Genomic DNA, 21,253 nt, shown 5'->3' with positions numbered 1-21,253 from the left:
GACCGGAAGCGAGTCCCATGTACTCGTCGTTCCCGTGATGGCCGTTCATGTGTTCACGTGCTGTGTGTGAATGCAGTGGTGTGTAAGCGACACCGCGGCAGCTGCGGGGCGGACGTACGGGAATCTTCCGGGAAGCGTGGGCAGGGCCTCGATCCGGCGGCCGACGGGTGCAAGGCCGACCCGGACCCCTGAGGTGCTGTGCGCCTCATTTGCTGACTCGAGTGCGACACGCCCGAGCGCGGGGGCCGGAGGTAACCACCTGCGGACGCCACCGGAGAAGTCCACCCGGACGACTACGGCTGTATGAGCTGCAAAACGAGACAAAGGACTACTGAGTAGCCATGGCGGGACAGAAGATCCGCATCCGGCTCAAGGCCTACGACCACGAGGTGATTGACTCCTCGGCGAAGAAGATCGTCGAGACCGTCATTCGCACTGGTGCTCAGGTCGCGGGCCCGGTGCCGCTGCCCACTGAGAAGAACGTTTACTGCGTCATCCGCTCGCCGCACAAGTACAAGGACTCGCGCGAGCACTTCGAGATGCGCACCCACAAGCGTCTGATCGACATCCTCGACCCGACCCCGAAGACCGTTGACTCGCTGATGCGCCTCGACCTTCCGGCCGGCGTCGACATCGAGATCAAGCTCTGAGAGGCGCGACGAAGATGGCAAAGCAGATTAAGGGCATCCTGGGCGAGAAGCTCGGCATGACCCAGGTCTGGGACGAGAACAACCGGATCGTTCCGGTGACCGTCGTCAAGGCCGGGCCCAATGTCGTGACCCAGATCCACACCGCTGACGGCACCGGCTACGACGCCGTGCAGATCGGCTTCGGCGAGATCGACCCCCGCAAGGTGAACAAGCCCCTCGCGGGTCACTTCGCCAAGGCCGGTGTCACCCCGCGCCGCCACCTGGTCGAGCTGCGTACCTCGGACGCGTCCGAGTACACGCTGGGCCAGGAGATCACCGCCGAGCTGTTCGAGGCGGGTGTCAAGGTCGACGTGACCGGCACCTCCAAGGGCAAGGGCTTCGCCGGTGTCATGAAGCGTCACAACTTCAAGGGCCTCGGCGCCGGTCACGGCGTGCAGCGCAAGCACCGTTCGCCCGGCTCGATCGGTGGCTGCGCCACCCCGGGTCGCGTGTTCAAGGGCATGAAGATGGCCGGCCGGATGGGCCACGAGCGCGTGACCACCCAGAACCTGACCATCCACGCCGTTGACGCGGAGAAGGGGCTGCTCCTCATCAAGGGCGCAATCCCCGGTCCGAACGGCGGCCTCATCCTCGTCCGCACCGCGGCGAAGGGGCTGTGAGGATATGAGCACCATTGACATCCTGTCGCCCGCGGGCGACAAGACCGGCACCCTCGAGCTGCCGGCTGAGATCTTCGACGCCAAGGTCAGCGTTCCGCTGATGCACCAGGTCGTCGTCGCTCAGCTCGCCGGCGCTCGCCAGGGTACGCACTCGACCAAGCGTCGTGGCGAGGTCCGAGGCGGCGGCCGCAAGCCGTACCGCCAGAAGGGCACCGGCCGCGCCCGTCAGGGCTCGACCCGCGCCCCGCAGTTCGCCGGCGGTGGCGTCGTCCACGGCCCGAAGCCGCGTGACTACTCGCAGCGGACCCCCAAGAAGATGATCGCCGCCGCGCTCCGCGGTGCGCTCACCGACCGGGCCCGCCACAACCGCATCCACGTCATCACCGACGTGGTCGCGACCGAGGCGCCGTCGACCAAGGCCGCGAAGGGTCTGTTCGGCAAGATCACCGAGCGCAAGAACGTCCTCCTGGTCGTCGAGCGCGCGGACGAGCTGGGCCTGAAGTCCGCTCGCAACCTGCCGAACGTGCACATCCTGGACGCGGGTCAGCTGAACACCTACGACGTGCTCGTCTCCGACGATGTGGTCTTCACCCAGGCTGCCTTCGAGCGTTTCGTGGCGGGTCCCGCCGCGTCCGCCAAGGCTGTGGCTGCTGAGGGCGAGCTCGAAGGGAGCGCCGCCTGATGGCTGCAGAGATCACGAGCAAGACGTTCACGGACCCCCGTGACGTCCTGGTGAAGCCGGTCATCTCCGAGAAGAGCTACGCGCTCCTCGACGAGAACAAGTACACGTTCGTCGTGTCGCCGGGTGCCAACAAGACCCAGATCAAGCAGGCCGTCGAGGCGGTCTTCTCGGTCAAGGTCGAGTCCGTCAACACGCTCAACCGTCAGGGCAAGCGCAAGCGCTCCAAGACGGGCTTTGGCAAGCGCAAGGACACCAAGCGCGCCATCGTGACGCTGGCTGAGGGCAACCGCATCGACATCTTCGGTGGTCCGGTCTCCTAACGGAGATCGTGATCGTCGATAAGGACGAGGACGAGAGAGCCAAATGGGCATCCGCAAGTACAAGCCGACTACGCCGGGCCGTCGTGGCTCCAGCGTGGCCGACTTCGTAGAGATCACGCGGTCCACGCCGGAGAAGTCGCTGGTTCGCCCCCTGCACAGCAAGGGCGGCCGTAACAACGCCGGTCGTATCACCGCTCGCCACCAGGGTGGCGGACACAAGCGCGCCTACCGCGTGATCGACTTCCGTCGTCACGACAAGGACGGCGTGCCGGCCAAGGTCGCGCACATCGAGTACGACCCCAACCGCACCGCTCGCATCGCGCTGCTGCACTACGCGGACGGCGAGAAGCGCTACATCATCGCGCCGCGTGGCATCACGCAGGGTGACCGGATCGAGAACGGCCCCAAGGCCGACATCAAGCCGGGCAACAACCTGCCGCTGCAGAACATCCCGGTCGGTACCACCATCCACGCGGTGGAGCTGCGTCCCGGTGGCGGTGCCAAGATGGCCCGCTCCGCCGGCTCCGGCATCCAGCTGCTCGCCCGTGAGGGTCGCATGGCGCACCTGCGCATGCCCTCCGGTGAGATCCGCCTGGTGGACGTGCGCTGCCGCGCGACGGTCGGCGAGGTCGGCAACGCCGAGCAGTCGAACATCAACTGGGGCAAGGCCGGCCGTATGCGCTGGAAGGGCGTTCGCCCGACCGTGCGTGGTGTGGCCATGAACCCGATCGACCACCCGCACGGTGGTGGTGAGGGTAAGACCTCCGGTGGTCGCCACCCGGTCTCGCCGTGGGGCCAGAAGGAGGGTCGCACCCGTAAGGCCAAGAAGGCTTCGGACGCCCTCATCGTGCGCCGCCGCAAGACCAACAAGAAGCGCTAGGAGCAGGTCAGATGCCGCGCAGTCTCAAGAAGGGCCCCTTCATCGACGGCCACCTCATCAAGAAGGTGGACGTCCAGAACGAAGCGGGTACCCAGAACGTCATCAAGACCTGGTCCCGCCGCTCCGTGATCAGCCCGAGCATGCTCGGTCACACGATCGCGGTTCACGATGGTCGTAAGCACGTCCCGGTGTTCGTCACCGAGTCGATGGTCGGCCACAAGCTCGGCGAGTTCGCGCCGACGCGTACGTTCCGCGGTCACGTCAAGGACGACCGCAAGTCGAAGCGTCGCTAGTCGCCAAGCGGATAAGCAACGACTCATGACTTACACCAGCAAGGGGACAACCATGGAAGCCAGGGCCCAGGCGCGGTACATCCGCGTCACGCCCATGAAGGCCCGCCGCGTGGTGGACCTCATCCGTGGCCTGAACGCCACGGAGGCCCAGGCGGTCCTGCGTTTCGCTCCGCAGGCCGCGACCGTGCCGGTCGGCAAGGTGCTCAACAGCGCCATTGCCAACGCCGCGCACAACTACAACCACACCAACGTGGACGACCTCGTCATCAGCGAGGCGTACGTTGACGAGGGCCCGACCCTGAAGCGGTTCCGTCCGCGCGCCCAGGGCCGTGCCTACCGGATCCGCAAGCGGACCAGCCACATCACCGTGGTCGTCAGCAGCAAGGAAGGGACCCGGTAATGGGCCAGAAGGTTAACCCGCACGGGTTCCGCCTCGGCATCAGCACGGACTTCAAGTCCCGCTGGTACGCCGACAAGCTGTACAAGGACTACGTCAAGGAAGACGTTGCCATTCGTCGCATGATGACGAAGGGCATGGAGCGCGCCGGCATCTCGAAGGTTGAGATCGAGCGCACCCGCGACCGCGTCCGCGTCGACATCCACACCGCTCGCCCCGGCATCGTCATCGGTCGCCGTGGCACCGAGGCCGACCGCATCCGCGGCGACCTCGAGAAGCTGACCGGCAAGCAGGTCCAGCTGAACATCCTCGAGGTCAAGAACCCCGAGCTGGACGCCCAGCTCGTGGCTCAGGGCGTCGCGGAGCAGCTGTCCTCCCGCGTGTCGTTCCGCCGTGCCATGCGCAAGTCGATGCAGGGCACCATGAAGTCCGGCGCCAAGGGCATCAAGGTCCAGTGCTCCGGTCGTCTCGGCGGCGCCGAGATGAGCCGTTCGGAGTTCTACCGCGAGGGTCGTGTGCCGCTGCACACGCTGCGCGCGAACGTCGACTACGGCTTCTTCGAGGCCAAGACGACCTTCGGCCGCATCGGCGTGAAGGTCTGGATCTACAAGGGCGACGTCAAGAACATCGCCGAGGTCCGCGCTGAGAACGCCGCTGCCCGCTCGGGCAACCGTCCGGCCCGCAACGACGCCCGCCCCGCGCGTGGCGGCGAGCGCGGTGGCCGTGGCGGCGAGCGCGGTGGCGCAGCCCGTGGCGGTCGTCGTCCGGCGAGCACCGAGGGCGCTGCCCAGGTGACCGCTGAGGCGCCGGCGGCCGAGAGCACCGGAACGGAGGCCTGACCGACATGCTGATCCCCCGTCGGGTCAAGCACCGCAAGCAGCACCACCCGAAGCGCCGCGGCGCTGCCAAGGGTGGCACCGAACTCGCCTTCGGCGAGTACGGCATCCAGGCCGTCACCCCGGCCTACGTGACGAACCGGCAGATCGAGTCCGCTCGTATCGCCATCACCCGTCACATCAAGCGTGGCGGCAAGGTCTGGATCAACATCTACCCGGACCGTCCCCTCACCAAGAAGCCTGCCGAGACCCGCATGGGTTCCGGTAAGGGTTCGCCGGAGTGGTGGATCGCCAACGTTCACCCGGGGCGGATCATGTTTGAGCTGTCCTACCCCAACGAGAAGGTTGCTCGTGAGGCGCTCACCCGCGCTGCTCACAAGCTCCCGATGAAGTGCCGGATTGTCCGGCGCGAGGCAGGTGAGAGCTGATGTCGGCCGGCACCAAGGCTGCTGAGCTGCGCGAGCTGGACAACGAGGGTCTCGTTGCCAAGCTCCGCGAGGCCAAGGAGGAGCTGTTCAACCTCCGCTTCCAGGCGGCGACCGGACAGCTCGACAACCACGGACGGCTCCGGCTGGTCCGTAAGGACATCGCGCGGATCTACACCCTGATGCGCGAGCGCGAGCTGGGCATCGAGACGGTGGAGAACGCCTGATGACTGAGAACACCACCAACGAGACTGAGGCGCGCGGCTTCCGCAAGACCCGTGAGGGTCTCGTCGTCAGCGACAAGATGGACAAGACCGTCGTCGTCGCCGTCGAGGACCGCGTCAAGCACGCTCTGTACGGCAAGGTCATCCGCCGTACGAACAAGCTGAAGGCGCACGACGAGGCGAACGCCTGCGGCATCGGCGACCGGGTGCTCCTCGCGGAGACCCGTCCGCTGTCCGCGACGAAGCGCTGGCGCGTCGTCGAGATCCTCGAGAAGGCCAAGTAACGAAGTTGCTCGGGTACGGCCGTATGTGCATCGGGTCCCTCGCGGGCGCCGGTGTGAGCAGCGGCCGGCCCGTCAACTCTCGTTGACGATCAGGAGAAAGCTGTGATCCAGCAGGAGTCGCGACTGCGTGTCGCCGACAACACGGGCGCAAAGGAAATCCTTTGCATCCGCGTTCTCGGTGGTTCCGGTCGCCGCTACGCGGGTATCGGGGACGTCATTGTCGCGACCGTCAAGGACGCGATCCCCGGTGGTTCGGTGAAGAAGGGTGACGTCGTCAAGTGCGTCATCGTCCGCACCGTGAAGTCGCGCCGTCGCCCCGACGGTTCGTACATCCGGTTCGACGAGAACGCCGCGGTGGTTCTGAAGAACACCGACGGTGACCCCCGTGGAACCCGCATCTTCGGCCCGGTGGGCCGCGAGCTGCGTGACAAGAAGTTCATGAAGATCATCTCGCTTGCGCCGGAGGTGCTCTAACCCATGGCGAACAGCATGAAGATCAAGAAGGGTGACCTGGTTCAGGTCATCACCGGCAAGGACCGCGGCAAGCAGGGCAAGGTCATCCAGGCCATGCCCGCCGACAACAAGGTTCTCGTCGAGGGTGTGAACCGGGTCAAGAAGCACACCAAGCCCGGCCAGGGCACCGCCGGTGGCATCATCACCGTCGAGGCCCCGGTGCACGTCTCCAACGTGCAGCTGGTCGTCGAGAAGGACGGCAAGAAGGTCGTCACTCGCGTTGGTTACCGCTTCGATGACGAGGGCAACAAGATCCGCGTTGCCAAGCGAACCGGTGAGGACATCTGATGTCTGAGACGACCATCGAGAACGTCGAGAAGGTGGCCCCCCGCCTCAAGGAGCGTTACAACTCCGAGATCAAGGGCCAGCTCAAGGAAGAGTTCTCCTACGAGAACGTCATGCTGATCCCCGGCCTGGTCAAGGTCGTGGTCAACATGGGTGTGGGCGAGGCCGCCCGCGACTCCAAGCTGATCGACGGTGCCATCCGCGACCTCACCGCCATCACCGGCCAGAAGCCGGCGGTGACGAAGGCTCGCAAGTCCATCGCGCAGTTCAAGCTGCGTGAGGGCCAGCCGATCGGCACCCACGTCACCCTCCGTGGTGACCGCATGTGGGAGTTCCTGGACCGTCTGGTGTCGCTGGCTCTGCCGCGTATCCGTGACTTCCGTGGTCTCTCCCCCAAGCAGTTCGACGGCCGTGGCAACTACACCTTCGGTCTGACCGAGCAGGTCATGTTCCACGAGATCGACCAGGACAAGGTCGACCGTCAGCGCGGTATGGACATCACCGTCGTGACCACCGCTCAGACCGACGACGAGGGCCGGGCGCTCCTGCGCGCTCTGGGCTTCCCGTTCAAGGAGGCGTGAGCCAATGGCGAAGAAGTCCCTCATCGCGAAGTCCGAGCGCAAGCCGAAGTTCGCTGTCCGCGGTTACACCCGCTGCCAGCGCTGCGGCCGTCCGCACTCGGTGTACCGCAAGTTCGGCCTGTGCCGTGTGTGCCTCCGTGAGATGGCGCACCGCGGCGAGCTGCCGGGCGTGACCAAGAGCTCCTGGTAACCCAGGCTCCAGGCAAGCGGTAGCACAACACTGCGAAGCAGAGGTGCCCGACCCCACACCGCCCAGATTTGGGCGGCCGTACGGTGTCCCGTAAGGTAGTGGGGTCGGGCCCCCTGCCGCGGCATTCCCTATGAATGTCCGTGGCCCTCATCCGTGGGCTCGCACCCAGTCTTACTAACGCCGCAGGTCCCCTGCGTCTGTGCCCCTGCCGCACTCCTCGGAGTGCGTCGGGGGGACCTGGCGCGGAGAAACCACGGCGAGAGAGGCCTGAGGCCATCATGACCATGACCGACCCCATCGCAGACATGCTCACGCGTCTGCGTAACGCGAACTCGGCGTACCACGACACCGTGGCGATGCCGGCTAGCAAGATCAAGTCGCACGTCGCGCAGATCCTGCAGCAGGAGGGTTACATCTCCAGCTGGAAGGTCGAGGAGCCGCAGGAGAACGAGGTCGGCAAGAAGCTGACCATCGAGCTCAAGTTCGGCCCCAACCGCGAGCGCTCGATCGCTGGTATCAAGCGCATCAGCAAGCCGGGCCTGCGGGTCTACGCAAAGTCCACCAACCTGCCGAAGGTCCTCGGCGGCCTGGGCGTGGCGATCATCTCCACGTCTTCGGGTCTCCTCACGGACAAGCAGGCCGCCAAGAAGGGCGTAGGCGGAGAAGTTCTCGCCTACGTCTGGTAATTCGGGAAACGGAGGTACAGCAATGTCGCGTATTGGACGGCTGCCCATCCCGGTTCCCGCCGGCGTGGACGTCACCATCGATGGCCAGACGGTCGGTGTGAAGGGCCCCAAGGGTTCCCTGACGCACACCGTTGCCGCGCCGATCGAGATCAGCAAGGACGAGACCGGCACCCTGGTCGTCTCGCGCCCGAACGACGAGCGTCAGTCGAAGGCCCTGCACGGCCTTTCCCGCACGCTGGTGGCGAACATGATCACCGGCGTGACCGCGGGCTACCGCAAGTCGCTGGAGATCAGCGGTGTTGGTTACCGTGTCGCAGCGAAGGGCTCCTCCATGGAGTTCTCGCTCGGCTACAGCCACCCGATCCTGATCGAGGCCCCGGAGGGCATCACCTTCGTGGTCGAGTCGCCCACCAAGTTCCACGTGGACGGGATCGACAAGCAGCTGGTCGGCGAGGTTTCGGCCAAGATCCGCAAGCTGCGCAAGCCCGACCCGTACAAGGCCAAGGGCGTCAAGTACGCGGGCGAGGTCATCCGCCGCAAGGTCGGAAAGAGTGGTAAGTAAGCCATGACCGTCTCTGTCAAGATCGGCAAGGGCAACGGCTACAAGAACGCCGCCCGTAAGCGCCGCGCGATCCGCGTTCGCAAGCGCGTCGTCGGCACCGAGGTGCGTCCGCGCCTCGTTGTGACGCGCTCGAACCGCCACATGGTCGCCCAGGTCATCGACGATGCCAAGGGTCACACCCTGGCGTCGGCGTCCACCCTCGACGTGTCCATCAAGGGCGCCGAGGGCGACAAGACCGAGCTGGCCAAGAAGGTCGGGAGCCTGGTCGCCGAGCGCGCCAAGGCCGCCGGCATCGAGTCGGTCGTCTTCGACCGCGCGGGCAACCGGTACGCCGGCCGCATCGCCGCCCTGGCGGACGCGGCCCGCGAGGCCGGGCTCGACTTCTAAGCCGCTCGTCGACTCAGTCGACGGACGTAATCGAGAGAGGTAATTCCAATGGCTGGACCCCAGCGCCGCGGTAGCGGCGCCGGCGGCGGCACCGGCGGTGGCGAGCGGCGTGACCGTAAGCGTGACGACCGGGGCAACGCCCCCGCCGTCGAGAAGACCGCTTACGTCGAGCGCGTCGTAGCGATCAACCGTGTCGCCAAGGTTGTCAAGGGTGGTCGTCGTTTCAGCTTCACCGCGCTGGTCGTGGTGGGCGACGCCGACGGCACCGTGGGTGTCGGATACGGCAAGGCGAAGGAGGTTCCGGCCGCCATCGCCAAGGGTGTTGAGGAGGCCAAGAAGAACTTCTTCAAGGTCCCCCGTATCCAGGGCACCATCCCGCACCCGATCCAGGGCGAGAAGGCCGCCGGCGTCGTGCTCCTGAAGCCGGCGTCCCCCGGTACCGGCGTTATCGCCGGTGGCCCGGTGCGTGCCGTCCTCGAGTGCGCCGGCGTCCACGACATCCTGTCGAAGTCGCTCGGCTCGGACAACGCGATCAACATCGTGCACGCCACGGTGGCCGCTCTGAAGGGCCTCGTGCGCCCCGAGGAGATCGCCGCCCGTCGTGGCCTGCCGCTGGAGGACGTGGCTCCGGCCGCCCTGCTGCGCGCTCGCGCGGCCGGTACGGCTGCCGCGGCTGGGGCTGGTGTCTGATGGCTCGCCTGAAGATCACCCAGACCAAGTCCTACATCGGTAGCAAGCAGAACCACCGTGAGACGCTGCGTTCGCTTGGTCTCAAGCGCATGCACGACGTGGTCGTGAAGGAGGACCGTCCCGAGATCCGCGGGATGGCCCAGACCGTCCGCCACCTCGTCACGGTCGAGGAGGTTGACTGACATGGCGGACTCTCCGCTGAAGGTCCACAACCTGCGGCCCGCCCCGGGTGCCAAGACCGCCAAGACCCGTGTCGGTCGTGGTGAGGCATCCAAGGGTAAGACCGCCGGTCGTGGTACCAAGGGCACCAAGGCCCGCTACCAGGTTCCGCAGCGCTTCGAGGGTGGCCAGATGCCCCTCCACATGCGCCTGCCGAAGCTGAAGGGCTTCAAGAACCCCTTCAAGATCACCTTCCAGGTGGTCAACCTCGACAAGCTGGCCGAGCTCTACCCGCAGGGTGGCGAGGTCACGGTCGAGGGTCTCGTCGAGAAGGGCGCGGTTCGCAAGAACTCGCTCGTCAAGGTGCTCGGCACCGGCGAGATCACCGTCGCGCTGCAGGTCTCGGTGGACGCCGTCTCCGGCTCCGCCGCCGAGAAGATCATCGCTGCCGGCGGTACGGTCACCGAGCTCATCTGACTCCCCGAGTCGTAGAGTCCGGCTGACGATCCGTCAGAGGTGGAGCCCCGTCCCTCGTTCGAGGGGCGGGGCTCTCTCTTTTGTGTGCTCATCGCCACGGGTCGGCCCGGCATCCCCGGCCAAATGCGGGCATCCCGGCCGCCGCACGGCAACCGGGGGTTCTGTGCGCTTCATCGGAGTGGCCACACACTGTTAGAGTCCGTGGAGTTCCCTTGTAGGCTGCGACAGGCTGCCTAGTAGCTGTACCCCTTTCACTCTCCCATCAGGACCGACCCTCCCGCCGACGACGTGCGGGAGGCGCAGGAGGCACCGTGCTCAGTGCGTTCGCGCGGGCGTTCAAGACGCCCGACCTGCGCAAGAAGCTGCTGTTCACGCTGGGCATCATGGTGCTGTTCCGGATGGGTGCGCACGTTCCCGTCCCGGGCGTCAACTTCAAAGCCGTGAACGAGTGCGTGAAGCAGAGCAGTAACGGCCTCTTCGGCCTCGTCAACCTCTTCAGCGGCGGCGCGCTGCTGCAGCTGACGATCTTCGCGCTCGGCATCATGCCGTACATCACCGCCAGCATCATCCTGCAGCTGCTCACCGTCGTGATCCCGCGACTCGAGTCGCTGAAGAAGGAGGGGCAGGCCGGTACCGCGAAGATCACGCAGTACACCCGGTACCTGACCATCGCCCTGGCCGTGCTGCAGGGCACCGGGATCGTCGCCACGGCGTCGAACGGTGCGCTCTTCTCGACCTGCCCGGTGGGCAACCAGGTCGTGCCGGACACCTCGGTCTTCCGGATCGCGGTCATGGTCGTCACGATGACCGCCGGCACCACGATGATCATGTGGCTCGGCGAGCTCATCACCGACCGCGGCATCGGCAACGGCATGTCGATCCTGATCTTCACCTCGATCGCCTCGGGCTTCCCCGGCAACCTGTGGACCATCAAGAAGATGGGCAAGATCGGCGGCGGGTGGGTCGACTTCTTCGCCGTCCTCGCGGTCGGTGTCGTGGTCGTGGTCCTGGTCATCTTCGTGGAGCAGGCCCAGCGCCGGATCCCGGTGCAGTACGCCAAGCGCATGATCGGCCGGCGTGCCTTCGGCGGCACCTCGACCTACATCCCGCTGAAGGTCAACCAGGCCGGTGTCATCCCGGTCATCTTCGCCTCGTCGCTGCTGTACATCCCCGCGCTCGTGGCGCAGTTGACGAGCAGCAAGTCCGGCTGGGCGATCTGGGTCCAGAACAACTTCACCAAGGGTGACCACCCCATCTACATGGTCACGTACTTCGTGCTGATCGTCTTCTTCGCCTTCTTCTACGTCGCCATCTCCTTCAACCCCGAAGAAGTTGCCGACAATATGAAGAAGTATGGTGGGTTCATCCCGGGCATCCGGGCCGGCCGGCCGACGGCCGAATACCTGAACTACGTGCTGACCCGCATCACCTGGCCGGGTTCGCTCTACCTGGGCCTCATCGCGTTGATCCCGATGATCGGCCTGGTCGCCCTGAACGCGAGCACAACCATCCCGTTCGGTGGCACCAGCATCCTCATCATCGTCGGTGTCGGACTCGAAACTGTGAAGCAGATCGAGAGCCAGCTCCAGCAGCGTAATTACGAAGGGTTCCTCCGCTGATGCGTATCGTCCTCGTCGGACCTCCCGGGGCCGGGAAGGGTACTCAGGCGCACGTGCTCGCCAAGACCCTGTCCATCCCCCACATCTCCACCGGTGACCTCTTCCGGGCCAACATCAGCCAGGGCACCCCGTTGGGGCTCGAGGCCAAGGGCTACATGGACGCCGGCCGGCTCGTGCCGGACGAGGTCACCATCGGGATGGCCAAGGACCGCCTCGCCCAGCCGGACGCCGCACACGGCTTCCTGCTGGACGGTTTCCCGCGCAACCTCGTCCAGGCCAAGGCGCTGGACGAGATCCTCGTGGAGGCGGGCATCGTCCTGGACGGTGTACTGGACCTGGAGGTCCCCGAGGACGAGGTGGTCAAGCGGATCGCCGGTCGTCGGCTCTGCCGCAACGACGGCGCCCACGTCTTCCACGTGGTGTACAACCCCTCGACCACCGAGGGCGTCTGCGACGAGTGCGGCGGCGAGCTGTACCAGCGCTCGGACGACACCGAGGAAGCGGTCCGCACCCGGCTGGAGGTCTACCACACGGAGACCGAGCCGATCATCGACTACTACGTCCAGCAGAAGCTGGTCACCACCATCTCGGCGCTGGGCAAGGTCGACGAGGTGACGCAGCGCGCGGTCGAGGCGCTGGAGAACCGCAAGCAGCAGGGCTGATCGACCCCGTCCGTCCCACGGCCGCGGCACCCCGAACCGGGTGCCGCGGCCGTGCGGCGTCGTACGGTGGGTGGAGTGGAATCGCCGCCCGGCAAGGACCGGGCGGGAACATACGAAAGGCGTGGCCAGATGGTGGAGATCAAGACCCCCGAGCAGATCGCGAAGATGCGGGTCGCCGGGCTGGTCGTCGCCGAGGCGCTCAAGGCCTGCCGCGAGGCGGTCGCCCCCGGGGTGAGCACCCAGGAGATCAACGACGTCGCGGCCAAGGTCATCGCCGACCACGGCGCCACCTCGAACTTCCGCGCGCACCACGGCGGCCTCTGGTTCCCCGGGGTGATCTGCGCCTCGGTCAACAACGAGGTGGTGCACGGCATCCCCGGTGAGCGGGTGCTGGTCGAGGGTGACGTGATCTCCATCGACTGCGGCGCGATCGTGGACGGCTGGCACGGGGACGCGGCGATCACCGTGGCGGTGGGCGAGGTCCGCCCCGAGGTGGAGATGCTCAGCCGGGTCACCGAGGGCTCGATGTGGGCCGGCATCGCCCAGATGAAGAAGGGCAACCGGCTGGTCGACGTCTCCAAGGCGATCGAGGGCTTCATCCGCCGCCAGCCGCTGCCGCCCAAGGGCAAGTGGGGCATCACCGAGGGCTACGGCGGCCACGGCATCGGCACCGCGATGCACATGGAGCCGCACGTGCTGAACTACGTCGAGCGCGGCCGCGGCAAGGGCCCCAAGCTGGTGCCCGGCACGGTGCTGGCCATCGAGCCCATGGTCTCGCTCGGCACCCCGCACACCAGCGTGCTGGAGGACGACTGGACGGTCGTCACCAACGACGGCACCTGGGCCTCGCACTGGGAGCACTCGGTGGCCGTCACCGAGCAGGGCCCGCTGGTGCTCACCGCCTTCGACGGCGGGAAGGCGCAGCTCGCCGCCCTGGGCGTGACCGCGGCTCCCGACCCCCTGGGCTGACCCGGTATCGTCTCTGGTTCGAACGCCAGGCGATCCGGACATTTAGGGGAGAACAGTGCTCAAGGGCTTCCGCGACTTCATCATGCGCGGCAACGTCGTCGACATGGCGGTCGGTGTGGTCATCGGTGCGGCCTTCACCGGGGTCGTCACCGGGTTCGTCTCCGCCTTCCTCACCCCGCTGGTGGGTGTGGTGGTCGGCGCGGCCGGCGACTTCGCCGCCTACAAGTTCACGGTGGCGAGCGTCACCTTCCCGTACGGGCAGTTCCTGAACGTGCTCATCGCGTTCCTGATGACCGCCGCGGTGCTGTACTTCTTCGTGGTGCTCCCGGTCTCCAAGGCCACCGAGCGCTACCTGCCGAAGAAGCCGAAGGTCGCCAAGCGTCCCTGCCCGGAGTGCCTGACCGAGATCCCCGAGGCCGCCACCCGCTGCTCGGCCTGCACCGCGGTGGTGCGCCCGCCGGCCGCGGCGCACACCGTCGGCGCGCAGGCGGACCCCCGGTTTGTCCGTTAGCCCGGGGCTCACGTACGATAGACCGTCGGCTCACTCGTAGCGTGCTTCAGCACGCCCTCTTCCCTCACAGGTCGGGGTGAACCCAGGTTCGCACGAGCGTGCCGCATACGGTAGCCGGTCCCGGAAGGTGGATCTCGCAGTTCATGGCAAAGAAGCAAGGCGCCATTGAGATCGAGGGCACCGTGATCGAGTCTCTCCCGAACGCCATGTTCAAGGTTGAGCTGCAGAACGGTCACAAGGTCCTCGCGCACATCAGCGGCAAGATGCGGATGCACTACATCCGTATCCTCCCGGACGACCGCGTCGTCGTGGAGCTGAGCCCCTACGACCTGACGCGCGGTCGGATCGTCTACCGCTACAAGTAGGAGTTACCCCTCGTCCTGCGAGGGGTTCCCGTCAGATCTAGACCCGGAGAACCTGAACCATGAAGGTCAAGCCGAGCGTCAAGAAGATCTGCGACAAGTGCAAGGTGATCCGCCGCCACGGCCGGGTCATGGTGATCTGCGACAACCTGCGCCACAAGCAGCGCCAGGGCTGATCGTCCCCCCGCATTTCTCGTAGTACTTCGCGCGACGCGCACAACGTCATACGCGGGCTGCCCGATCCGTCCCCAGGGACGGACTGCCACCCCCGGTCAGAGGCCGGGGCTCCCTCGCCGAGAGGTGTCGGAGTAGGCCGCTCGTCAGACCTCTGAAGAACCACAGGAGCCATGAATGGCACGCCTCGCCGGCGTTGATCTCCCCCGCGAAAAGCGGATCGAGATCGCCCTCACGTACGTCTACGGCATCGGCCGTACCCGCGCCCAGCAGTCGCTGGCCGAGACGGGCGTGAACCCCGACATCCGCGTCCGCGACATCTCCGAGGACGACCTCGTGAAGCTCGCGCAGTGGATCGACGCCAACTACACGGTCGAGGGTGACCTCCGCCGTGAGGTCGCCGCCGACATCCGCCGCAAGGTCGAGATCGGCTGCTACGAGGGTCTGCGTCACCGCCGCGGCCTGCCCGTCCGCGGTCAGCGCACCCACACCAACGCGCGTACCCGCAAGGGCCCGCGTCGCGCGATTGCCGGCAAGAAGAAGCCGGGCAAGAAGTAGTCCGCCCGTTAACCGGACATCCCTCCGGCCCGCGGGTTAGCGGACCGACCACCTCAGTAGGAGAAACAGACTTATGCCCCCCAAGGGTCGTCAGGCTGCCGGCGCGAAGAAGATCCGCCGCAAGGAAAAGAAGAACGTCGCCCACGGGCACGCTCACATCAAGAGCACGTTCAACAACACGATCGTCTCGATCACCGACCCCGCGGGCAACGTGATCTCCTGGGCCTCTGCCGGCCACGTCGGCTTCAAGGGCTCGCGCAAGTCCACCCCGTTCGCCGCGCAGATGGCCGCCGAGGCCGCTGCCCGTCGCGCGCAGGAGCACGGCATGCGCAAGGTCGACGTCTTCGTGAAGGGCCCGGGCTCGGGTCGCGAGACCGCGATCCGCTCGCTGCAGGCCACCGGCCTGGAGGTCGGCTCGATCCAGGACGTCACCCCCACCCCGCACAACGGCTGCCGTCCGCCGAAGCGTCGCCGCGTCTGACGCGGCGCCTTCGGGCACCGGTGTTCCACACCACGTACGGGGTCCCGCGCAGTTCTTCGTGACTGCGCGACGGACCCCGTACGCTTGGTCCTGTTCGGCATCAAATAGTGGGTGCCGAAGACAACTGGAGGATCTGAACCATGCTGATCGCTCAGCGCCCCTCGCTGACCGAAGAGGTTGTCGACGAGTACCGCTCGCGGTTCGTCATCGAGCCGCTGGAGCCGGGCTTCGGCTACACCCTCGGCAACTCGCTTCGCCGCACGCTCCTCTCCTCGATCCCCGGTGCCGCCGTCACCAGCATCCGGGTCGACGGTGTCCTGCACGAGTTCACCACCGTGCCGGGCGTCAAGGAGGACGTGACCGACCTCATCCTCAACATCAAGCAGCTGGTCGTCTCCTCGGAGCACGACGAGCCGGTCGTGATGTACCTGCGCAAGCAGGGCCCGGGTGTGGTCACCGCCGCCGACATCGCGCCCCCGGCCGGTGTCGAGGTGCACAACCCCGAGCTGGTGCTCGCCACGCTCAACGGCAAGGGCAAGCTGGAGATGGAGCTGACCGTCGAGCGCGGTCGCGGCTACGTCTCGGCCGTCCAGAACAAGGCGTCCGGCCAGGAGATCGGCCGGATCCCGGTCGACTCGATCTACAGCCCCGTGCTGAAGGTCACCTACAAGGTCGAGGCGACCCGTGTCGAGCAGCGCACCGACTTCGACAAGCTGATCGTCGACGTCGAGACCAAGCCCGCCATGCGCCCGCGTGACGCCATGGCCTCGGCCGGTAAGACCCTGGTGGAGCTGTTCGGTCTCGCCCGCGAGCTGAACATCGACGCCGAGGGCATCGACATGGGCCCGTCCCCCACGGACGCCGCCCTGGCCGCCGACCTGGCGCTGCCGATCGAGGAGCTGGAGCTCACCGTTCGGTCGTACAACTGCCTCAAGCGCGAGGGCATCCACACCGTGGGTGAGCTCGTGGCCCGCTCCGAGGCCGACCTGCTCGACATCCGCAACTTCGGTGCGAAGTCGATCGACGAGGTCAAGGCGAAGCTGGCCGGCATGGGCCTGGCCCTCAAGGACAGCCCGCCCGGGTTCGACCCGACCGCCGCCGCCGACGCCTTCGGCGCCGACGACCTGGACGACGCGGGTTACGCGGAGACCGAGCAGTACTAAGAGTTTGGACGGGGGCGGCCCCCGCGGGTCGCCCCCGTTCGATGCGGTAGGACCACTAAGTCGTGCGGACAACTGTGTCCGCACGCCCGTTCCGGTACCTGATACGGCCGGATTCGGAGATTCAAGGAGCAATCATGCCCCGTCCCGCGAAGGGCGCCCGCCTCGGCGGCGGCCCGCACCACGAGCCGCTGCTGCTCGCCGGCCTGTGCCGCGAGCTGTTCCAGTACGGCCGCATCACCACGACCGAGGCCAAGGCCCGTCGGATGCGCCCGCTGGCGGAGAAGCTGATCACCAAGGCCAAGGCCGGTGACATCCACAACCGTCGCATCGTCCGCAAGACGATCACCGACGTCTCCGTGCTGCACACCCTCTTCACCGAGATCGCGCCGCGCTACGAGAACCGCCCCGGTGGTTACACCCGCATCACCAAGATCGGTCCCCGTCGTGGCGACAACGCCCCGATGGCCGTGATCGAGCTGGTCGAGGCGCTGACCGTCGCGCAGACCGCCGTCGGTGAGGCCGAGGCCGCCACCAAGCGCGCCACGAAGGAGGCCGCCGAGGCCCCCGTCGCCGACGCGACCCCGGCCGACGCGACCCCCGAGGTCGACAACGCCTGACACCGCGAGGTGTGAGTCCGGGCCCGCTCACCCGCTTCGGCGGGGGAGCGGGCCCGTCCCTTCTCTCTGGAGTGATCCTGTGGTCAACGACTGCGCCGAGCAGGCGCCGGTCAAGGACGGCCCGGCCGCCGGGCTGGTCCGGATCCGGCTCGATCTCGCGTACCACGGTGCCGAGTTCTCCGGCTGGGCCCGTCAGCGCGGGCGCCGCACGGTGCAGGAGGAGATCGAGAGCGCGCTGCAGGTGGTCACCCGCAGCCCCGAGCCGTTCGCGCTCACGGTGGCCGGGCGCACCGACGCGGGGGTGCACGCGCGCGGCCAGGTGGCGCACGTGGACCTGCCGCTGGAGCTGTGGGCCGAGCACGGTGAGAAGCTGCTGCGCCGGCTCGCCGGGCGGCTGCCGGGCGACGTGCGGATCTACCGGGTCGCCGAGGCGCCGGCCGGCTTCGACGCGCGCTTCGCGGCGATCTGGCGCCGGTACGCCTACCGGGTGGCCGACCACCAGGGCGGGGTGGACCCGCTGCTGCGCGGTCACGTGCTCTGGCACGACCGGCCGCTGGACCTGGAGAGGATGAACGCGGCGGCCCGGCTGCTGCTGGGCGAGCACGACTTCGCGGCGTACTGCAAGAAGCGCGAGGGCGCCACCACCATCCGCACCCTGCTGGAGCTGCGCTGGGACCGGGTGCCGATGGACCCCTACGCGTCCCAGGAGGGCTCGCTGGCGGTGGCCACCGTGCGGGCCGACGCCTTCTGCCACAACATGGTGCGCGCGCTGGTCGGCGCGATGCTGCTGGTGGGCGACGGGCACCGCCCGGTGGAGTTCCCGGGCGAGGTGCTGGCGGGCGGGGTGCGCAACAGCGCCGTCAACGTGATCCGCCCCTACGGCCTGACGCTGGAGGAGGTCGGCTACCCCGCCGACGACCAGCTGGCCGAGCGCGGGCGCCTGGCGCGCCGGATGCGCACGCTGCCGGGGATGCCGGCCGTGCCCACCGGTGACGTCGAAGGCTAATCCGTTTGGTCCGGGTGGTCGGGCGTAGCACAATTCCCGCCTATGGGACACGTCGAGATTTCGCACCTTGAGTACTACCTGCCGGACGGGCGGGTGTTGTTCGACGACGCGTCCTTCCGGGTCGGCGAGGGCGCCGCGGTCGCGCTGGTGGGCGCCAACGGCGCCGGCAAGACCACGCTGCTGCGCATGATCGCCGGCGACGTGCAGTCGCACGGCGGCACCGTGACCGTCAGCGGCGGCCTGGGCGTGATGCGTCAGTTCGTCGGCACCACCGGCCGCGAGGACCTGCGCGAGACGCCCGGGGCGCTGCCGCCGGACGCCTCGGTGCGCGACCTGCTGGTCTCCGTCGCCCCGCCGCGGATCGCGGTGGGCGCCAAGGCGGTGGACGCCGCCGAGCTGGCGATGATGGCGCAGGACGACGAGAAGACCCAGATGGCCTACGCCCAGGCGCTCTCCGACTGGGCCGACATCGGCGGCTACGAGTACGAGACCGACTGGGACGTCTGCACCATGGCGGCCCTGGGGATGCCCTTCGAGCGGGCCCAGTTCCGCGGCCTGAACACGCTCTCCGGCGGCGAGCAGAAGCGCCTGGTGCTGGAGTGCCTGCTGCGCGGTCCGGACGAGGTGCTGCTGCTCGACGAGCCGGACAACTACCTGGACGTGCCGGGCAAGCGCTGGCTGGAGGAGGCCATCAAGGCCAGCTCCAAGACGGTGCTCTACATCTCGCACGACCGCGAGCTGCTCTCCCGCACCGCGGACAAGATCATCAGTGTCGAGTCGGGCTTCGGCGGCGGCGGCAGCAGCGTCTGGGTGCACGGCGGCGGCTTCGACTCCTTCCACGAGGCCCGCAAGGAGCGCTTCGCGCGCTTCGAGGAGCTCGGCCGGCGCTGGGACGAGGAGCACGCCAAGCTCAAGAAGCTGGTGGTCAACCTGCGCCAGGCGGCCTCCGTCAGCCACGCGCTGGCCACCCGCTACGCGGCCGCGCAGACCCGGCTGAAGAAGTTCGAGGAGGCCGGCCGGCCGGAGGAGCCGCCGCGCGAGCAGAACATCACCATGCGGCTCAAGGGCGGGCGCACCGGCGTGCGGGCGCTGACCCTGGAGGGCCTGGAGCTCACCGGCCTGATGCAGCCCTTCGACCTGGAGGTCTTCTACGGCCAGCGGGTCGCGGTGCTGGGCTCCAACGGCTCGGGCAAGTCGCACTTCCTGCGGCTGCTGGCCGGCGACGACACGGTGCGCCACGGCGGCAGCTGGCGGCTGGGCGCGCGGGTGGTGCCCGGCCACTTCCGCCAGACGCACGCCCACCCCGAGCTCTTCGGCCGCACGGTGCGCTCGATCGTCGAGGAGGAGCACGCGCTCAGCCGCGGCGCCGCGATGGGCGCGCTGCGCCGCTACGAGCTGGACCGCCAGGAGGAGCAGCGCTTCGAGTCGCTCTCGGGCGGCCAGCAGGCCCGGCTGATGATCCTCAAGCTCGAGCTCTCCGGCGTCACCGCGCTGCTGCTGGACGAGCCGACCGACAACCTGGACCTGGAGAGCGCCGAGGCGCTGCAGGAGGGGCTGGAGGCCTTCGAGGGCACCGTGCTCTGTGTGACGCACGACCGCTGGTTCGCCCGGACCTTCGACCGTTTCCTGGTTTTCGGCTCCGACGGACGGGTCTACGAGGCCCCGGAACCGGTCTGGGACGAGGCGCGGGTGCAGCGCGACCGGTGACGGGTTTGGAGCTCGCCTCACCGAGCGGGTAAGGTGGGCCCTTGTTGTGCGTATTGGCTCGCTCCATCTCACGTGAGAGGTCGGTACGCCGGAGATACCAGGCCGATGACCAGCGGCTCCCCTTGAATTGCGTCCAAGTGGATCCAGGCTGATCTCTCGTCCAGGTGCTCCTGTCAGGACTCACTCACTGAAAAGCGAAGGCTACGACCGTGCGTACGTACAGCCCCAAGCCCGGCGACGTCCAGCGTCAGTGGCACGTCATCGACGCGCAAGACGTTGTGCTCGGCCGCCTGGCCTCCCAGGCCGCCAACCTCCTCCGGGGCAAGCACAAGGCGATCTACGCGCCGCACGTTGACACTGGTGACTTCGTCATCATCATCAACGCGGACAAGGTGCACCTGTCTGGGAACAAGAAGTCCCAGAAGCTGGCCTACCGCCACAGCGGTTTCCCGGGTGGTCTCCGCTCGGTCCGCTACGACGACCTCCTGGACAAGAACCCGGAGAAGGCCGTCGAGAAGGCCATCAAGGGCATGATCCCCAAGAACAGCCTGGGCCGTCAGATGCTCTCGAAGCTGAAGGTCTACTCGGGCGACCAGCACCCGCACGCTGCCCAGCAGCCGGTGCCGTTCGAGATCACCCAGGTCGCGCAGTAATTCCGGCCACCAAGCCCTTAACTAAGAAAAGCTGAGGAACATCGTGGCCGAGAACGCTGCCATCGAGACCACCCTGGACATCGAGGTCGACGAGGAGTACACCGAGTACACCTCCGAGGACGAGACGTCCTACTCCACCGAGTCGCTCGCCGGCCGCTTCGGCGAGGCCATCCCCGGCGCCGGCCTCGGCCGTCGCAAGGAGGCGATCGCCCGCGTGCGCATCGTCCCCGGCACCGGCAAGTGGAAGATCAACGGCCGCACCCTGGAGAACTACTTCCCCAACAAGGTGCACCAGCAGACCGTGAACGAGCCCTTCAAGCTCCTCGAGCTGGACGGCCGTTACGACGTCATCGCCCGCATCGCGGGTGGCGGCGTCTCCGGTCAGGCCTACGCGCTGCGCCTCGGCGTGGCCCGCGCCCTGAACGAGGCCGACGTGGACAACAACCGCGGCGCCCTCAAGAAGGCCGGCTTCCTGACCCGTGACTCGCGCGCCGTCGAGCGCAAGAAGGCCGGTCTCAAGAAGGCCCGTAAGGCCCCGCAGTACAGCAAGCGCTAGTCACACCCGGGGTGCGTACCGCCCTTGGTGCGCAC

General features: G+C 67.4%; 35 protein-coding genes. All 35 read left to right on the top strand.

The features are described from left to right. Positions 1-341: 341 nt before the first annotated feature. Positions 342-650: a 30S ribosomal protein S10 gene (gene rpsJ / locus ABD323_RS16045; RefSeq protein ID WP_012785157.1), complete on the top strand. Its 309-nt coding sequence runs from the start codon at positions 342-344 to the stop codon at positions 648-650. Between the two features lie 14 nt (positions 651-664). Then, entirely contained in the window at positions 665-1,309 is a 645-nt protein-coding gene (gene rplC / locus ABD323_RS16040; protein ID WP_035800835.1) for a 50S ribosomal protein L3, read from the top strand. A 4-nt stretch (positions 1,310-1,313) separates the two neighbouring features. Next, positions 1,314-1,991: a 50S ribosomal protein L4 gene (rplD, locus tag ABD323_RS16035; RefSeq protein WP_344442255.1), complete on the top strand. Its 678-nt coding sequence runs from the start codon at positions 1,314-1,316 to the stop codon at positions 1,989-1,991. After that, positions 1,991-2,311: a 50S ribosomal protein L23 gene (gene rplW / locus ABD323_RS16030; RefSeq protein WP_073924305.1), complete on the top strand. Its 321-nt coding sequence runs from the start codon at positions 1,991-1,993 to the stop codon at positions 2,309-2,311. The genes rplD and rplW overlap by 1 nt, the downstream gene beginning before the upstream one ends. A gap of 43 nt (positions 2,312-2,354) precedes the next feature. Beyond that, positions 2,355-3,191 carry a 50S ribosomal protein L2 gene (rplB, locus tag ABD323_RS16025; protein ID WP_344442254.1) on the top strand — a complete coding sequence of 279 codons (837 nt, stop codon included), beginning with the start codon at positions 2,355-2,357 and terminating at the stop codon, positions 3,189-3,191. A gap of 11 nt (positions 3,192-3,202) precedes the next feature. Continuing rightward, positions 3,203-3,484 carry a 30S ribosomal protein S19 gene (gene rpsS, locus ABD323_RS16020; protein WP_030232469.1) on the top strand — a complete coding sequence of 94 codons (282 nt, stop codon included), beginning with the start codon at positions 3,203-3,205 and terminating at the stop codon, positions 3,482-3,484. Between the two features lie 52 nt (positions 3,485-3,536). Continuing rightward, complete coding sequence (gene rplV, locus ABD323_RS16015) at positions 3,537-3,884, top strand: 50S ribosomal protein L22 (protein ID WP_344442259.1); 348 nt, start codon at positions 3,537-3,539, stop codon at positions 3,882-3,884. Continuing rightward, positions 3,884-4,720 carry a 30S ribosomal protein S3 gene (gene rpsC / locus ABD323_RS16010; protein ID WP_344442253.1) on the top strand — a complete coding sequence of 279 codons (837 nt, stop codon included), beginning with the start codon at positions 3,884-3,886 and terminating at the stop codon, positions 4,718-4,720. Before rplV ends, rpsC begins: the two co-directional genes overlap by 1 nt. A 5-nt stretch (positions 4,721-4,725) precedes the next feature. Next, a complete protein-coding gene (gene rplP / locus ABD323_RS16005) occupies positions 4,726-5,145 on the top strand; it encodes a 50S ribosomal protein L16 (RefSeq protein ID WP_344442252.1) in 420 nt (139 codons plus the stop codon). Next, on the top strand, positions 5,145-5,369 hold the full coding sequence (gene rpmC, locus ABD323_RS16000) for a 50S ribosomal protein L29 (RefSeq protein ID WP_035848170.1): 225 nt from the start codon (positions 5,145-5,147) through the stop codon (positions 5,367-5,369). The genes rplP and rpmC overlap by 1 nt, the downstream gene beginning before the upstream one ends. Then, positions 5,369-5,650, top strand: coding sequence for a 30S ribosomal protein S17 (gene rpsQ, locus ABD323_RS15995; protein WP_035800852.1), 282 nt, complete (start codon positions 5,369-5,371; stop codon positions 5,648-5,650). The genes rpmC and rpsQ overlap by 1 nt, the downstream gene beginning before the upstream one ends. 102 nt (positions 5,651-5,752) lie before the next feature. Continuing rightward, complete coding sequence (gene rplN, locus ABD323_RS15990) at positions 5,753-6,124, top strand: 50S ribosomal protein L14 (protein WP_035800854.1); 372 nt, start codon at positions 5,753-5,755, stop codon at positions 6,122-6,124. A 15-nt stretch (positions 6,125-6,139) separates the two neighbouring features. Next, on the top strand, positions 6,140-6,451 hold the full coding sequence (rplX, locus tag ABD323_RS15985; protein WP_035802802.1) for a 50S ribosomal protein L24: 312 nt from the start codon (positions 6,140-6,142) through the stop codon (positions 6,449-6,451). Then, positions 6,451-7,029 (top strand): 50S ribosomal protein L5, encoded by a 579-nt coding sequence (gene rplE / locus ABD323_RS15980; RefSeq protein WP_035800855.1) that lies wholly within the window; start codon positions 6,451-6,453, stop codon positions 7,027-7,029. Before rplX ends, rplE begins: the two co-directional genes overlap by 1 nt. 4 nt (positions 7,030-7,033) lie before the next feature. After that, the gene (locus ABD323_RS15975) at positions 7,034-7,219 is read left to right on the top strand and encodes a type Z 30S ribosomal protein S14 (RefSeq protein WP_104816571.1); all 186 of its coding nucleotides are present in this window, start codon (positions 7,034-7,036) and stop codon (positions 7,217-7,219) included. Positions 7,220-7,497: 278 nt separating this feature from the next. Then, positions 7,498-7,905: a 30S ribosomal protein S8 gene (rpsH, locus tag ABD323_RS15970; RefSeq protein ID WP_280666722.1), complete on the top strand. Its 408-nt coding sequence runs from the start codon at positions 7,498-7,500 to the stop codon at positions 7,903-7,905. 22 nt (positions 7,906-7,927) lie between these two features. Beyond that, the gene (gene rplF, locus ABD323_RS15965; protein ID WP_344442249.1) at positions 7,928-8,467 is read left to right on the top strand and encodes a 50S ribosomal protein L6; all 540 of its coding nucleotides are present in this window, start codon (positions 7,928-7,930) and stop codon (positions 8,465-8,467) included. A 3-nt stretch (positions 8,468-8,470) separates the two neighbouring features. Further along, positions 8,471-8,854, top strand: coding sequence for a 50S ribosomal protein L18 (rplR, locus tag ABD323_RS15960; RefSeq protein WP_344442248.1), 384 nt, complete (start codon positions 8,471-8,473; stop codon positions 8,852-8,854). 48 nt (positions 8,855-8,902) lie between these two features. Continuing rightward, entirely contained in the window at positions 8,903-9,544 is a 642-nt protein-coding gene (rpsE, locus tag ABD323_RS15955) for a 30S ribosomal protein S5 (protein WP_344442245.1), read from the top strand. Continuing rightward, positions 9,544-9,726: a 50S ribosomal protein L30 gene (gene rpmD / locus ABD323_RS15950; RefSeq protein ID WP_030300409.1), complete on the top strand. Its 183-nt coding sequence runs from the start codon at positions 9,544-9,546 to the stop codon at positions 9,724-9,726. Before rpsE ends, rpmD begins: the two co-directional genes overlap by 1 nt. A gap of 1 nt (position 9,727) precedes the next feature. Beyond that, positions 9,728-10,180 carry a 50S ribosomal protein L15 gene (gene rplO / locus ABD323_RS15945; RefSeq protein ID WP_344442244.1) on the top strand — a complete coding sequence of 151 codons (453 nt, stop codon included), beginning with the start codon at positions 9,728-9,730 and terminating at the stop codon, positions 10,178-10,180. 311 nt (positions 10,181-10,491) lie between these two features. Beyond that, positions 10,492-11,799 (top strand): preprotein translocase subunit SecY, encoded by a 1,308-nt coding sequence (gene secY, locus ABD323_RS15940; protein ID WP_344442243.1) that lies wholly within the window; start codon positions 10,492-10,494, stop codon positions 11,797-11,799. Beyond that, entirely contained in the window at positions 11,799-12,461 is a 663-nt protein-coding gene (locus ABD323_RS15935) for an adenylate kinase (protein WP_344442242.1), read from the top strand. The genes secY and ABD323_RS15935 overlap by 1 nt, the downstream gene beginning before the upstream one ends. A 129-nt stretch (positions 12,462-12,590) precedes the next feature. Beyond that, positions 12,591-13,430 carry a type I methionyl aminopeptidase gene (map, locus tag ABD323_RS15930; RefSeq protein ID WP_344442241.1) on the top strand — a complete coding sequence of 280 codons (840 nt, stop codon included), beginning with the start codon at positions 12,591-12,593 and terminating at the stop codon, positions 13,428-13,430. Positions 13,431-13,485: 55 nt separating this feature from the next. Next, on the top strand, positions 13,486-13,941 hold the full coding sequence (mscL, locus tag ABD323_RS15925; protein WP_344442240.1) for a large conductance mechanosensitive channel protein MscL: 456 nt from the start codon (positions 13,486-13,488) through the stop codon (positions 13,939-13,941). Positions 13,942-14,084: 143 nt separating this feature from the next. Further along, a complete protein-coding gene (infA, locus tag ABD323_RS15920; RefSeq protein ID WP_003956442.1) occupies positions 14,085-14,306 on the top strand; it encodes a translation initiation factor IF-1 in 222 nt (73 codons plus the stop codon). Positions 14,307-14,365: 59 nt separating this feature from the next. Further along, positions 14,366-14,479 (top strand): 50S ribosomal protein L36, encoded by a 114-nt coding sequence (gene rpmJ / locus ABD323_RS15915; RefSeq protein ID WP_003956441.1) that lies wholly within the window; start codon positions 14,366-14,368, stop codon positions 14,477-14,479. Positions 14,480-14,654: 175 nt separating this feature from the next. Further along, positions 14,655-15,035, top strand: a complete 381-nt coding sequence (gene rpsM, locus ABD323_RS15910; RefSeq protein ID WP_145790757.1) for a 30S ribosomal protein S13 — start codon at positions 14,655-14,657, stop codon at positions 15,033-15,035. Positions 15,036-15,108: 73 nt separating this feature from the next. Further along, the gene (gene rpsK, locus ABD323_RS15905; protein ID WP_030232513.1) at positions 15,109-15,516 is read left to right on the top strand and encodes a 30S ribosomal protein S11; all 408 of its coding nucleotides are present in this window, start codon (positions 15,109-15,111) and stop codon (positions 15,514-15,516) included. Between the two features lie 140 nt (positions 15,517-15,656). Continuing rightward, positions 15,657-16,679 carry a DNA-directed RNA polymerase subunit alpha gene (locus tag ABD323_RS15900; protein ID WP_035800873.1) on the top strand — a complete coding sequence of 341 codons (1,023 nt, stop codon included), beginning with the start codon at positions 15,657-15,659 and terminating at the stop codon, positions 16,677-16,679. A gap of 134 nt (positions 16,680-16,813) precedes the next feature. Then, the gene (gene rplQ, locus ABD323_RS15895; RefSeq protein WP_344442238.1) at positions 16,814-17,296 is read left to right on the top strand and encodes a 50S ribosomal protein L17; all 483 of its coding nucleotides are present in this window, start codon (positions 16,814-16,816) and stop codon (positions 17,294-17,296) included. 79 nt (positions 17,297-17,375) lie between these two features. Further along, positions 17,376-18,302 (top strand): tRNA pseudouridine(38-40) synthase TruA, encoded by a 927-nt coding sequence (truA, locus tag ABD323_RS15890; protein ID WP_344442237.1) that lies wholly within the window; start codon positions 17,376-17,378, stop codon positions 18,300-18,302. 42 nt (positions 18,303-18,344) lie between these two features. Beyond that, on the top strand, positions 18,345-20,009 hold the full coding sequence (locus tag ABD323_RS15885) for an ABC-F family ATP-binding cassette domain-containing protein (protein ID WP_344442236.1): 1,665 nt from the start codon (positions 18,345-18,347) through the stop codon (positions 20,007-20,009). A 209-nt stretch (positions 20,010-20,218) separates the two neighbouring features. Further along, complete coding sequence (rplM, locus tag ABD323_RS15880) at positions 20,219-20,662, top strand: 50S ribosomal protein L13 (protein ID WP_344442235.1); 444 nt, start codon at positions 20,219-20,221, stop codon at positions 20,660-20,662. A 61-nt stretch (positions 20,663-20,723) separates the two neighbouring features. Beyond that, on the top strand, positions 20,724-21,218 hold the full coding sequence (rpsI, locus tag ABD323_RS15875; RefSeq protein WP_425556017.1) for a 30S ribosomal protein S9: 495 nt from the start codon (positions 20,724-20,726) through the stop codon (positions 21,216-21,218). Positions 21,219-21,253: the final 35 nt, after the last annotated feature.

Origin of the sequence: Kitasatospora nipponensis, from assembly GCF_039528135.1 — a bacterium.
In the GTDB taxonomy this organism is placed as follows: domain Bacteria; phylum Actinomycetota; class Actinomycetes; order Streptomycetales; family Streptomycetaceae; genus Kitasatospora; species Kitasatospora nipponensis.
The sequence above is the reverse complement of the archived record's forward strand: the minus strand, read 5'-3'. Positions and strand labels throughout refer to the sequence as shown.

Bases quoted from the DNA above. Each gene is read 5' to 3' on its own strand.
- ABD323_RS15935 (WP_344442242.1), top strand. From the start codon at position 11,799: ATGCGTATCGTCCTCGTCGGACCTCCCGGGGCCGGGAAGGGTACTCAG.
- rpsJ (WP_012785157.1), top strand. From the start codon at position 342: ATGGCGGGACAGAAGATCCGCATCCGGCTCAAGGCCTACGACCACGAG.
- rpsQ (WP_035800852.1), top strand. From the start codon at position 5,369: ATGACTGAGAACACCACCAACGAGACTGAGGCGCGCGGCTTCCGCAAG.
- rplC (WP_035800835.1), top strand. From the start codon at position 665: ATGGCAAAGCAGATTAAGGGCATCCTGGGCGAGAAGCTCGGCATGACC.
- rplV (WP_344442259.1), top strand. From the start codon at position 3,537: ATGGAAGCCAGGGCCCAGGCGCGGTACATCCGCGTCACGCCCATGAAG.
- rpsC (WP_344442253.1), top strand. From the start codon at position 3,884: ATGGGCCAGAAGGTTAACCCGCACGGGTTCCGCCTCGGCATCAGCACG.
- rplD (WP_344442255.1), top strand. From the start codon at position 1,314: ATGAGCACCATTGACATCCTGTCGCCCGCGGGCGACAAGACCGGCACC.
- infA (WP_003956442.1), top strand. From the start codon at position 14,085: ATGGCAAAGAAGCAAGGCGCCATTGAGATCGAGGGCACCGTGATCGAG.
- map (WP_344442241.1), top strand. From the start codon at position 12,591: ATGGTGGAGATCAAGACCCCCGAGCAGATCGCGAAGATGCGGGTCGCC.
- rpmC (WP_035848170.1), top strand. From the start codon at position 5,145: ATGTCGGCCGGCACCAAGGCTGCTGAGCTGCGCGAGCTGGACAACGAG.
- rpsS (WP_030232469.1), top strand. From the start codon at position 3,203: ATGCCGCGCAGTCTCAAGAAGGGCCCCTTCATCGACGGCCACCTCATC.
- rplF (WP_344442249.1), top strand. From the start codon at position 7,928: ATGTCGCGTATTGGACGGCTGCCCATCCCGGTTCCCGCCGGCGTGGAC.
- ABD323_RS15975 (WP_104816571.1), top strand. From the start codon at position 7,034: ATGGCGAAGAAGTCCCTCATCGCGAAGTCCGAGCGCAAGCCGAAGTTC.
- rplE (WP_035800855.1), top strand. From the start codon at position 6,451: ATGTCTGAGACGACCATCGAGAACGTCGAGAAGGTGGCCCCCCGCCTC.
- rplO (WP_344442244.1), top strand. From the start codon at position 9,728: ATGGCGGACTCTCCGCTGAAGGTCCACAACCTGCGGCCCGCCCCGGGT.
- rplP (WP_344442252.1), top strand. From the start codon at position 4,726: ATGCTGATCCCCCGTCGGGTCAAGCACCGCAAGCAGCACCACCCGAAG.
- rpsM (WP_145790757.1), top strand. From the start codon at position 14,655: ATGGCACGCCTCGCCGGCGTTGATCTCCCCCGCGAAAAGCGGATCGAG.
- rplX (WP_035802802.1), top strand. From the start codon at position 6,140: ATGAAGATCAAGAAGGGTGACCTGGTTCAGGTCATCACCGGCAAGGAC.
- rplW (WP_073924305.1), top strand. From the start codon at position 1,991: ATGGCTGCAGAGATCACGAGCAAGACGTTCACGGACCCCCGTGACGTC.
- ABD323_RS15885 (WP_344442236.1), top strand. From the start codon at position 18,345: ATGGGACACGTCGAGATTTCGCACCTTGAGTACTACCTGCCGGACGGG.
- rplB (WP_344442254.1), top strand. From the start codon at position 2,355: ATGGGCATCCGCAAGTACAAGCCGACTACGCCGGGCCGTCGTGGCTCC.
- rpmD (WP_030300409.1), top strand. From the start codon at position 9,544: ATGGCTCGCCTGAAGATCACCCAGACCAAGTCCTACATCGGTAGCAAG.
- rpsH (WP_280666722.1), top strand. From the start codon at position 7,498: ATGACCATGACCGACCCCATCGCAGACATGCTCACGCGTCTGCGTAAC.
- ABD323_RS15900 (WP_035800873.1), top strand. From the start codon at position 15,657: ATGCTGATCGCTCAGCGCCCCTCGCTGACCGAAGAGGTTGTCGACGAG.
- rplR (WP_344442248.1), top strand. From the start codon at position 8,471: ATGACCGTCTCTGTCAAGATCGGCAAGGGCAACGGCTACAAGAACGCC.
- rpsE (WP_344442245.1), top strand. From the start codon at position 8,903: ATGGCTGGACCCCAGCGCCGCGGTAGCGGCGCCGGCGGCGGCACCGGC.
- rpmJ (WP_003956441.1), top strand. From the start codon at position 14,366: ATGAAGGTCAAGCCGAGCGTCAAGAAGATCTGCGACAAGTGCAAGGTG.
- rplQ (WP_344442238.1), top strand. From the start codon at position 16,814: ATGCCCCGTCCCGCGAAGGGCGCCCGCCTCGGCGGCGGCCCGCACCAC.
- rpsK (WP_030232513.1), top strand. From the start codon at position 15,109: ATGCCCCCCAAGGGTCGTCAGGCTGCCGGCGCGAAGAAGATCCGCCGC.